Source organism: Rhodoferax sp., assembly GCF_028688795.1.
Classification (GTDB): domain Bacteria; phylum Pseudomonadota; class Gammaproteobacteria; order Burkholderiales; family Burkholderiaceae_C; genus Rhodoferax.
The window spans coordinates 1-10,610 of sequence record NZ_JAQTXM010000057.1; the positions used below are offsets into that span (position 1 = coordinate 1).

At 52.4% G+C, this 10,610-nt stretch carries 14 protein-coding genes and 1 pseudogene; 1 reads left to right on the forward strand and 14 read right to left on the reverse strand.

What is annotated here, in order from left to right; all coding sequences use genetic code 11:
* From PHQ58_RS22200 to PHQ58_RS22230, 7 genes and pseudogenes are all read right to left on the reverse strand, one after another.
* Positions 1–133, reverse strand: a pseudogene (locus PHQ58_RS22200) (helix-turn-helix domain-containing protein); the annotation flags it as partial.
* Positions 134–157: 24 nt separating this feature from the next.
* A complete protein-coding gene (locus tag PHQ58_RS22205; protein ID WP_300115791.1) occupies positions 158–901 on the reverse strand; it encodes a heparan-alpha-glucosaminide N-acetyltransferase in 744 nt (247 codons plus the stop codon).
* 78 nt (positions 902–979) lie between these two features.
* Entirely contained in the window at positions 980–1,300 is a 321-nt protein-coding gene (locus tag PHQ58_RS22210) for a YnfA family protein (protein WP_300115793.1), read from the reverse strand.
* A 7-nt stretch (positions 1,301–1,307) separates the two neighbouring features.
* A complete protein-coding gene (locus PHQ58_RS22215) occupies positions 1,308–2,642 on the reverse strand; it encodes a M23 family metallopeptidase (protein WP_300115796.1) in 1,335 nt (444 codons plus the stop codon).
* Between the two features lie 6 nt (positions 2,643–2,648).
* Positions 2,649–2,945: a zf-TFIIB domain-containing protein gene (locus PHQ58_RS22220; protein ID WP_300115798.1), complete on the reverse strand. Its 297-nt coding sequence runs from the start codon at positions 2,943–2,945 to the stop codon at positions 2,649–2,651.
* Positions 2,946–3,038: 93 nt separating this feature from the next.
* Positions 3,039–3,563 (reverse strand): DsbE family thiol:disulfide interchange protein, encoded by a 525-nt coding sequence (locus PHQ58_RS22225; protein ID WP_300115800.1) that lies wholly within the window; start codon positions 3,561–3,563, stop codon positions 3,039–3,041.
* 334 nt (positions 3,564–3,897) lie between these two features.
* Positions 3,898–6,183, reverse strand: a complete 2,286-nt coding sequence (locus PHQ58_RS22230; RefSeq protein ID WP_300115802.1) for a cation-translocating P-type ATPase — start codon at positions 6,181–6,183, stop codon at positions 3,898–3,900.
* Positions 6,184–6,255: 72 nt separating this feature from the next.
* Between PHQ58_RS22230 and cadR the strand changes: the two genes are divergently transcribed.
* Positions 6,256–6,732 carry a Cd(II)/Pb(II)-responsive transcriptional regulator gene (gene cadR, locus PHQ58_RS22235; protein ID WP_300115804.1) on the forward strand — a complete coding sequence of 159 codons (477 nt, stop codon included), beginning with the start codon at positions 6,256–6,258 and terminating at the stop codon, positions 6,730–6,732.
* A 3-nt stretch (positions 6,733–6,735) separates the two neighbouring features.
* Here cadR and PHQ58_RS22240 read toward each other — a convergent pair whose 3' ends face one another.
* From PHQ58_RS22240 to PHQ58_RS22270, 7 genes are all read right to left on the reverse strand, one after another.
* The gene (locus PHQ58_RS22240) at positions 6,736–7,182 is read right to left on the reverse strand and encodes a copper chaperone PCu(A)C (protein ID WP_300115806.1); all 447 of its coding nucleotides are present in this window, start codon (positions 7,180–7,182) and stop codon (positions 6,736–6,738) included.
* A 95-nt stretch (positions 7,183–7,277) separates the two neighbouring features.
* A complete protein-coding gene (locus tag PHQ58_RS22245; protein WP_300115809.1) occupies positions 7,278–7,934 on the reverse strand; it encodes a thioredoxin domain-containing protein in 657 nt (218 codons plus the stop codon).
* Positions 7,931–8,347 (reverse strand): disulfide bond formation protein B, encoded by a 417-nt coding sequence (locus PHQ58_RS22250; protein ID WP_300115811.1) that lies wholly within the window; start codon positions 8,345–8,347, stop codon positions 7,931–7,933. Before PHQ58_RS22250 ends, PHQ58_RS22245 begins: the two co-directional genes overlap by 4 nt.
* Positions 8,344–8,865: a signal peptidase II gene (lspA, locus tag PHQ58_RS22255; RefSeq protein ID WP_300115814.1), complete on the reverse strand. Its 522-nt coding sequence runs from the start codon at positions 8,863–8,865 to the stop codon at positions 8,344–8,346. Before lspA ends, PHQ58_RS22250 begins: the two co-directional genes overlap by 4 nt.
* 108 nt (positions 8,866–8,973) lie before the next feature.
* A complete protein-coding gene (locus PHQ58_RS22260) occupies positions 8,974–9,327 on the reverse strand; it encodes a hypothetical protein (RefSeq protein WP_300115816.1) in 354 nt (117 codons plus the stop codon).
* Between the two features lie 287 nt (positions 9,328–9,614).
* On the reverse strand, positions 9,615–10,190 hold the full coding sequence (locus PHQ58_RS22265; RefSeq protein WP_300115817.1) for a YiiX/YebB-like N1pC/P60 family cysteine hydrolase: 576 nt from the start codon (positions 10,188–10,190) through the stop codon (positions 9,615–9,617).
* Positions 10,187–10,432, reverse strand: a complete 246-nt coding sequence (locus PHQ58_RS22270) for a hypothetical protein (RefSeq protein WP_300115819.1) — start codon at positions 10,430–10,432, stop codon at positions 10,187–10,189. The genes PHQ58_RS22265 and PHQ58_RS22270 overlap by 4 nt, the downstream gene beginning before the upstream one ends.
* Between the last annotated feature and the right edge of the window lie 178 nt (positions 10,433–10,610).

Sequence of the window (10,610 nt, forward strand, 5' to 3'; positions counted from 1 at the left end):
AGCCTTGGCCACCGTTGCGATGGATTTCACGGCTGACGGTTGATGGAGCACGTCCAAGCTGGGAAGCAATTGACCGGATCGAGCGTCCCGTCGCCAGCGCGCGAGATATCTCTTCGCGTTCAGCCAGACTCAAAGCAAATTGTCAGAGATGGGCACGTCATAGAAGCCAGCTCATGCCTCCCACCAACGCAATCAACACTGGCTGGTGCAGCAGGTAGTAGCTCAGGCTCCAGCGACCCAAGCCTGCAAGAGCATGCATGCCCGGCAGCATCGGTTGCGCCAACCATTCGGGTCGGTGCCTTAGCACCCAGGCACCGGAGGCGACCCCCCACCACATCACACCCAGCCAGGGAAACAGCGGCACATAGTCTTCAGTCACCGGGTTTTGGCTGATCCAGCCCAGCCAGTTCCAGCGCATGCTGTTCAGAATATCTGCCCACGACGCGAAAGGCCCCGTCTGCAACAGGCTCTCAGCGATGAATTTGGAAGCAATGGCCAGCGCCCCCAGCAGCCACAACCAACGTCCCCAGTGGGCGGTGAGGCGCACCACAATCAGCATCAACGCCAGGCCGTGCAGCACGCCAAAATAAATGAAGCTGTTGGGAAACATTAGCCAGGACCCAACAGTAACCAGCAGCGCACAAGCAGCCACCTGTGCCCAGCGCCGCCAAAATCGCCGCCAACTTTGCCCCTGCGCCGTGGCAATGGCTTGGCCCATGCCGGCACACAGCAGAAACAAACTCACGATCAGGATGCGCTGCCAGGTCCAGAACGGGTCGCGGTAAAAATCCTGCGTGACCAGCTTGAAGTAGTTCAGGTCGAAGACAAAATGATAGACCGCCATCCAGACCATGGCCAGGCCGCGCAGTGCATCTAGGGCGTCAAAACGTTGATGGGTCATGTTTACCAAAGAGAAAATCGACTGGAAATGCACAGCAACACCGTAGTGACCACAGCCTGGCCGGAAGCGGCAAACGTATCACCGCGTTGGCTGGAACATGATGACGCTCATTCCGAGCAGTGCCAAGCCGACACCGGCCAAATCCCACACCGTGGGCCCCACCTGATCCACCGCCCAAAGCCATAGAAGTGCAACACTGACATAGACACCACCGTAGGCTGCATAAACGCGTCCCGCAGCGCTCGCGTGAAAAGTCAGCAGCCACGCAAAGAGTGCCAAACTGATGGCAGCAGGCACCAGCAACCACACTGATCGCCCTTGTTTAAGCCACAGGTAAGGCAGGTAACAGCCAACAATCTCCGCCAGCGCGGTGGCCACGAAAAGCAGAAAAGTTCTCATGGCCACATTACTCTGCACTCGCTTGTGCCATGAGTGAGGCCGCACCAAGCTGCTGACGCATGGTTTCAGCCAAGCGCGTGAAATCACCTCTAACGGTCGGCGGGATTGACTGTTCAGTGGGTTGTCGCGTGATATCAACGGGGTCTTGTGGACGACCCTTCACCAGGTATTCAAAGTGCAAATTCGGTCCGGTGGCAGTGCCAGTCTTACCCACAGTGCCCAGCAAGTCACCCTGGGCCACACGCTGACCCTTACGCACTTGAATGCTGCTCAAGTGTGCGTAGGCCGTGGCTTTTTGGTTGGGGTGTTTCACGAGCACAAATTTTCCGTATCCCCTTTTCCAGCCAGAAAAAGTCACGATACCGCCAGCGGCACTGCGTATCGGGGTACCAGCGGGCGAGGCAAAGTCAGTGCCCTGATGGGCTTTGGACTCACCAAAGACTGGGTGAACGCGCATACCGAAGCCACTGCTCACTTTGGAATTCTCCAGCGGTGGTGACAAGAAGTTACGGTCAAGATTTTGGCCATCCAGGGTGTAATAACTGCCTTTTTGACCTGGCTCCTGAAACCACATCACCTGATGTTGCCGACCGTTTTGCACGAACTCAGCGCCCAGCAGTTTGCCTGTGCTTAACACCTCGCCATCAGCCTCAAGGGTTTCATAGACCACACGAAAGCTGTCCCCTGCGCTCAACCCATCTCGAACGTCGGTCATTCTTGAAAAAACATTGGCCACCTGGGTGGCAATTAACTTGGGTAACTCGGCATCCTTTGCTGCAGCGTTCAACGAACTTTGAATCGTTGCGCTGGCGAGTCGTACCGAGCGTTCCAGCGGTTCCATTTCCAACCGCGAGGTGTATCCCTTGGCGCCCGGCTCGACCACCAGTCGGGAAAACTGGACTCCATCATCACTGGGCCAGCGGGCCGTCAATCGTTGTAGCTGCTGCTGGGCATCTGTTTCGATTAAAACAAACTTGCCGGCAGAACCCGCCAGCAAAGAGCGCGATGCGGTATCCCGGATCAAAAAGTTTGCTGCAGCGCTGCTGTAGACACCCATACGTCGCAGCAGGGTATTTACTGAATCTGAACGACGGGTGATTTCGCTGCGGTAGAACGTCATAGGTACGACTGGATCACCGTCGCTCAGCGTTGACGTGGCGAGGGGTGTGACGTCTTCTATCAGCTGTCGCACGGGCAGCGTAGTGGCATCTGGCAACAGTGTGGCAGCGCTATAAGCGGTGACCCCAGATGCCAGCATCAAGGCCGCCAGTGCAACCGTTAATTGGCGGTAATGCGGGTTGCCTTGCAAAACAGATACCAATGGATTGAGCAATCGCTTCATGGAAGTTCAGTCGAACAACTCGTTCAACCACGACTTGCGCTTGCGATAGTCGCCATGACCAGCGTGGTGTTTGTAGTCCGAGTCCACGAAATCGGGGCGACGCGCGGCTTGCTCGTACTGCGGTTGTACCCGCTGCGGCGACGCAAGTGGCTGCGTCGGCATGGCAGTCACGCTGCGCTCAATCAGCTTGTCGAGTTCACCCCGGTCTAGCCATACCCCTCGGCATGTTGGGCAATAGTCAATTTCGATACCTTGGCGCTCGGTCATCACAAGCGTGGTTTCGGTGCATTGCGGGCATTTCATGAGTCAAGTCCTTCAGTTCAAGGTCATAAACAATAAATACGGTTTGTGTTTTGAACAAGAAAAACAAAACCGATCGCGTTGGAATTCAGCGCTCTATTTCTGTAGTTCGCGAATCAGGGGAATAATTTTGTCGCTCAGCGCTTCGTTGGTAATTGGGCCGATTTGCTTGTAGCGAATGATCCCATTTTTGTCAATCAAGAAACTCTCAGGTACCCCATACACACCAAAGTCGATTCCAATGCGTCCGTCTTTATCGGTGACCGTCAAGTCATAAGGGTCCCCGTAACGGGCCAGCCATTTCAGACCATCGGCCTCCTTGTCTTTGTAATTCAACCCAACGACAGGTATGGTTTTGGTTTTGGCAAACTCGACCAGAATTGGATGCTCCTGCCGACAAGCCACACACCAGGATGCCCAGGTATTGAGCAACCAGACCTTGCCCAACATGTCTTTGGGTGAGAAGATTTGATCGGGAGATTGCAGATGAGGTGCCGTAAAAAGTGGTGCAGGTTTACCAATCAGCGGTGACGGGATGACGCTTGGATCCCGTGTTAAACCCACGCCTAAAAAAATCAGCAGAACAAAAAATATGCCCAATGGTATTAACGATTTCTTCATTATTCAACGATCCATTTTTGGTGTGCGAATCCGCTCAACATTGCGATTCATCTGGGCACGCACTACGGTCTCAAACACCCACTTCTTTAAGCCAGACAGGTTAGTGCCGTGCTTTCGATAAAAGTCATCTGGTGAGTTGAAAATACCAAAATCGGCATTGATCCCCTCCTTTTGGATGTAGGTGTCGCTATGCGCTCAAACTCTGGTAAAGCCTGCCATCCACGTTCCAAAATCAACTCTTGTATTTTGGGACTATTGAAGTTCAACAAGGCAGTTGGCTTCGTCAGTTCCGTCAGAACTGCGTGAGTATTTTTTGACTGAAAAGTTGGAAATCTCATATTTTTTTCTCACCCGGATTCACCCGCAACAAACGCAGGCCATTGAAGACAACCAACAGACTTGCCCCCATATCGGCAAACACTGCCATCCACATGGACGCACCATTGAACAATGCCAGCACCAGAAAAACAGCCTTGATGCCGAGCGCCAAAGTAATGTTCTGCCAAAGGATGGCTTGCGTTTTGCGAGACAACAATATGGTTTCTGGGATACGCCGCAAGTCGTCGTTCATGATGACCACATCGGCGGCTTCCATCGCGGTATCTGTTCCTGCAACACCCATGGCAAATCCAATATCGGAACGCGCCAACGCAGGCGCGTCGTTAATGCCGTCGCCGGTCATTGCAGTCATACCGTAACGTTTCTGAAGGTCTTCAATGGCAGTCAGCTTGTCTTCGGGCAGCAAATTGCCACGAGCATCATCAATGCCGGCCTCCTTGGCAATGGTCTTTGCTGTGGCTGCGTTATCACCCGTAAGCATGACGGTGGTGACACCCAGGCCGTGCAATTGGGCCAATGCTTCCCGAGAAGATTCTTTGATGGTGTCGGCCACTGCAAAGATGGCCAACACCTGCGTTTGCGTTGCCAGCATGGTGACAGTACGACCCAGCGTTTCATGTTCCGCTAATCGCGCTTCGATGCTGCTACTGCATAGTCCTCGTTCTTCAATCAAGCGGTGATTACCGAGTATCAGCAGTTGCCCATCAACAAGGGCTTCTACCCCCCTTCCAGCGACCACCTTGAAGACCTCAAGAACACTATTTCCAGAATCAAGGCTTTGTGCAATAGCCTTGGATACCGGGTGATCAGAATGCGCTGAAAGGTCAGCTGCCCAGCGTAAGATTTGCCGCTCGGGAATTGGTGATTTGACAAATTCGGTATCCACTAGGACTGGCTTACCCTCGGTGATCGTGCCAGTCTTGTCCAGCGCAAGCGCCTTGATTTTTCGGGCACCTTCGAGGTAAACACCTCCCTTGATCAAAATGCCACGCCGAGCTGCCGCAGCCAGCCCACTGACCACCGTGACAGGCGTAGAAATTACCAGTGCACAAGGGCATGCAATCACCAACAGAACCAACGCCTTGTAGATGGCTTGAGTCCAGGTCCAATCCAAGACCCAGGGTGTGAGTAAGGCGACCCCCAGGGCCAGAACGAATACGGCGGGTGTGTAGATGGCAGCAAATTTGTCGACAAACTGCTGAGTGGGAGCACGGGAACCTTGTGCTTGTTCAACCGCGTGAATGATGCGCGAAAGTACCGAGTTGTTGGGTAGGGCGGTTACTCGCACTTCAATGGTGGCCGTGGCATTGATGGTCCCTGCGAATACGGTGTCCCCTGGCGCCTTGTCTACCGGAATGCTTTCACCAGTTACCGAAGCTTGATCTACGGCGGTGCTGCCAATGGAAATCACCCCGTCTACCGGGATACGCGCACCAGGCTTGATGCGCACAACGGCGTCCAGCGCAACACTGTCAACAGGGAAAGTTTGCCACGATCCATCGGCCTGGCGAATTTCAGCGGTTTCCGGAGTAAGGTCCAGCAGGCTTTTGATAGCCCCTCTGGCTCGATCCACTGCACGCGCTTCAATCAATTCAGCAATGGCATACAGTGCCATGACCATTGCGGCCTCGGGCCATTGTCCAATCAGAAATGCACCGGTGACCGCGACAGTCATCAACGCGTTGATATTGAGTCGAAAGTTCCGTAAAGCGGCCAAGCCTTTGACATAGGTTGAGAAACCAGCCAGCGCAATTGCCACAACCGATAGCACCATCCCCAGTCCTTGGAAAATGCGTGTATCGGGGGCAAAAAATGAAACGGATTCCGCGCCCACTGCGAAAAGTAAAGCGAGCGCATATTTTTGAATCCCGCTGGGAAAATTGGCGTTGCCATGAGAACGGCCGTGGTCATGGCTATGCCCATCGTGCCCTTGACTCTGATTATCGACATCAGACAGATTGCTGCCGAGCGGTACAGGTTTAAATCCGGCTTTACGAATCGCTTCCAGAACCAGTGGCAACGATTCAGCCTCGGCATCAATTGAAAGCGTTCGGGCAGCAAGTTGGAATTGAAGGCTACGTACGCCAGCAATGTCTGCCACTGCATGGCGAATTTCACCCTCCTCAGCGGCACAATCCATGGTTGGAATTCGGAAAACAGGAACACCCGCTTTTGAACCATGCGGCAACGCCTGCGGCGAATCCAATTTTGAGGGCGCACAGGCACTTGTACACCCGCATGTTGGCGCTGTTGTTGATGGCTTTAAAGGTGCTGTGTTCATTGAAAACTCCTGATCGGATGACTATTGGGAACCCTGTAGCCACTAAAGAGTCAAGCGGTTATCATCGGAAACATGAAAATCGGTGAATTGGCCAATCTGACAGGCGTACAGATAGAAACTATTCGACACTACGAACGCGAAGGTTTGTTGCCGCACACCATGCGATCTGAAGGTAACTACCGCGTCTACGCCGAATCGCACGGGCATCGTTTGTCGTTCATCCGCCACTGCCGCAGTCTGGACATGACCCTCGATGAAATTCGTGTTCTGCTTCGTTTCAGGGACGCCCCCACCGAGAATTGTGGCGAGGTCAACGCGCTTTTGGATGAACACATTGGACATGTGGCACATCGGGTCAAAGAACTGCGGCAATTGGAAATGCAGCTCAAAGCGCTTCGTGAGATGTGCCGTAGCGCACAGAATGCAGAGCATTGTGGAATCCTCAATGAACTCAATGTCATGTCGCAAAAACAAACGACCTCAGCCGACATGGCTGGTCATGTGCACGGCGCGCATCCGGGTGTGAGGACTCGAAAATCCCTGGGCTGATCTTCACTTTGGTTTTATCAATGCGACAGGTGCGTGAACATAGACGGTTTCACTTTGGCCGTCAGCATTTTTGAAAACTAACGTGATTTGTGCTTCGGTGCCGACCTTAAGCTGCTTTTTGAGGTCCATCAACATCAAATGGTATCCACCGGACTTGAGCTCCACTGGCTGATTTGCAGGTAAACGCAGCCCATCAACAGCACGCATTCGCATGACATCATTTTCCATTTTCATTTCATGGACTTCCACAATACCCGCGATGTCGGAACGCGCAGCAACCAGCGTGGTGTCCTTCTTTGACACCAGTTGCATGAAGGCTCCTGTCGCTTGTTGATTTGGCGCCGTAGCGCGCACCCATGCTCCGGTGTAAGCAACTTCCGCCTGACTGGTTGATACCGTCATGGTCATGCATGCCGTCAAAACTGCAACTGCAATGTAGTTTTTTTTCATATTCATAATTCCTCAGTGGCGTTAAATTGGACTGTGGCTCAGAAGCCGCTTTGTCAAACCGATTCCTCACATGGCCTGTTCTCTCCGAATTTGAGCTATTTTTTACTTTTGGCGACTTCGTCAGCAACCAAGGCGGCAAGCTGATCAGGGCCGAAACTGGGTAATCCTCTGCCATTGACGAAGAAAGTCGGTGTTTTCGTGACTTCCAGAAATGTCAAATCCTCAACGTCTTGTTTTACTACCGCCTCAATTTCTGGCGTTTGTGCATCGGCCAACCCCTTCTTCACATCCAAACCTATCTGGGCAGCCGCTTGATAGGCCGCTTCGAGGTTGGGCGAGCCATGACCAGCCCAGGATGGTTGCGCAGCCAGAAGTGCTTCTAGCGTTTGCCAGTATTTGCCCTGTCTTTTGGATGCTTCCAACAGCTTGACTACCTTGTCTGAGCCAGCATGGAAAGGGGCGTATCTGAGTACCAGTCGAACATCATTGGGGTACATCTTCATCAAATCCTTGACGATCGGATAAAAATCGCGACAGGTTTCACACGCCGGATCAAAAAACTCAACGATGGTCACTGGTGCATTTTGTGGCCCCAATGTGGTGGAGTTGAAGCGGACCATTCGGTTTTCTGCTTTACTCACTTTTTCGGTTTGTGATTCCTGAACACGCTTTTGATAAGAATTCATCCCTAAAAAGAAAGCGACAAGCACAATAACCAGCAGAACGACAACAGTCATTTTTTTTGAATTCATTTTGAAGTCCTCTTGAGGTACACGAAAAGCAATGAAGTGATGGTAAAAAAGGCGATTAGCGAAAGCCAGGGAATCTGCAGACCGTTGAGTATTTCCAGTTTCTGTTCAGTGCAGGAAACGCCTGAACCGCAAGGAATCCATGTTTTCGACACCAGCCCGGCAATCAGTAAAGAGTGGTATCCGGCCACGAGGACGCCGCCCAGAGCAAGCGGCAGTCCGTAAATTGCGCCGCGTCGGTCATCGCTGTAACAGGCAATACCCAGCACAATGACCAAAGGGAACATGAAAATTCGCTGGTACCAGCACAACACACAGGGTGTCATTCCCATGACCTCACCAATGAAAAAAGCGCTGGCCGTTGCAGCAGTCGCAGTCAGCCAGGCGAAAACAAGCAAGTACCAACTGCGTTTCATGCTTGAACCTTGTTTTTTTCTGGCATCGCTTGTGCAAGATCGGTCTTGTTGCATAACAAGACCCATACGAATATGGCGCAGAAAATGTAACTGTCAGCCAAGTTGAAGGCTGGCCAGTGCCATCCGCGCCAATGCAAATCAAGGAAGTCCACTACCGCCCCAGTTTGAATGCGGTCGATCAGATTGCTCGTGCCACCAGCCACCACCAAGCCACCGGCCCAGCGTTCTAAAGAGGCAGTTTTCTTGAACAAGCAAACGAGCGTTACCGGCACAATCACGAGAATGCTCACGCCAATCAGCACGGGCCGTTGCCAGCCATCAGCGTTGGCAAGAAAAGAAAAGGCCGCACCTTTGTTGAGCACGTGCACGAGATTGAACCAATCGGTCACTGGCATGGCTTCACCCAGTGCGATGGTGTTCGTAAAATAAGACTTTGTCAGTTGATCCAGGCCAATCAGTGCCCCGACCAGAATGACCCAAAACACGCGCTGGCGTTGCCGCCAATAGGTAAGAAACATGAGTAGAAACCCCGAAAACTGTTGACCAGATCAGCATCGAGTGCTGAAGAGATTGACAGGGATCGATTTCTCGAAGCGTTTAAGCTTGTGTCTAGATCGATACCCTGGTCAAACCAGGGCGTCCCACTGTGGCCGTTCCGGGCGATCTCCGTGGCCAGGACTTGATCGCACCATGCGCAGTGGGGCGAGCATCAAGGTCAGGGCGACGGTTTTTACGGCATCGGGTTCCTGGATAGCCACCGAACAGCCAGCATGGCAGGTGCCGCAATCCAAATCGACTGAGATTGTTTTTGCGAAATCTCCACCTGAGTCTGTGCGTTCCGTGACCTGATGTTGGTGTGTGTGATGGCCAACGTGCTTGCTTGTGATATCGCTTTCGTGTTGACAATAGCGCCCTGTTGCCGCCCAGGAGAGTTGCAACGGCATCAAAATCGTCAAAAGAATGATTAACCAGAAACGCATTCGAACATTGTAGTAGCTTTAGCGTTAAGACCTTTGCGTGCATCAAACATCTGTCCCCACCTTGCAGGTGTGAATTCTGCAGTTGATGTCGTTATAAGACCCAAATTGGATGCATCGCTGGACTTCCCGGAACCGGGCACTCATGGCCGTCAGCTTCCGCTGCCTAGCCGGTGCTCGCCCCAACAGTTTGTAGCCACATAAGGTGGCTATATTCAGGTCGGAACTGGTGGCGGTTTTGCGCCGGATGGAGCGGCTTCATTGGTCAGATTACCACACGAACCTCGCTCTTAAAGCACTGTTGAGCGAACTGCGGCAACCAGATCGTCAGGGGCAATGACTTTTTGAGTCAAAAAGGGAGTCGACCGCATTGGCAAATTTTTGATCACCCCAGCGCTTTGAAGTGCCACGGCCACTAGCTCTGTGCAATAGAGTTTTTTGCCGTCATCATCCAGCGCTAACTGGTCGTCAAAGGGCCGCCCCAAAAACGATTTGGCAGCGCCTTGAACGGCATCGACCTTGTCCTCGGGTATCAGCAATACTTCACCCGCTGAAGCCTGCTCGGCATTGAAAAATACCTCCGGTTTTTCGAGCTTGGTGCCAACGCCTGGCATGGCACTTTCAATGTAGATTTGGCCATCCGGTATCAACTGCACGGCGATGCCCACATGACTCCATTTGCCGCCACCCTGGCCGAAAAGCACCGCTTGCGTGATGGGGTCATTGTCAAGGCCGCGCCGCGCCACAACGGATCCGGGTCGAACTGCTGCAACAACGTGATCTCTCCAAGCCTCTTTTTCTGCCCGGGAAAAAGTGGCCGTCACCATGAAGACCATGGCCACCACCATGCTGCTGGTGAGCTTCACCGAGGAGAAAAGCCAGCGTTTGCCAGCCCTGTGCGCACTCTGTCAAGGGCATCACGAATGAGGTACGCCTCAAAATCGTCCACTGCATTGCTGCGCATTTCTGAGAATCCAACCCGCTTGACAAATTGGGCCCGCGCGCTTGCCAGTACTTCATTCATTTCCACCGTAAAAGTAATCATTTTAAAAAAACAAAATAATCGATTGGAATGGCGAAATAAATGTGAATCATTGTTGTAATTCAATATTTACCCGTCATAGAGAAAGTTTTACAAGAAGCGATAATTAATATATATAAATAACCGTTTTATGACCTCGATAGATATAAACCACAATACCGGAAAAACAAATCTGCAAACTGTCAACCATGCGCCAAACCCCATCAAAGCCAGGATGGCACCTTGCTTTTGATCCCAGGCTAGC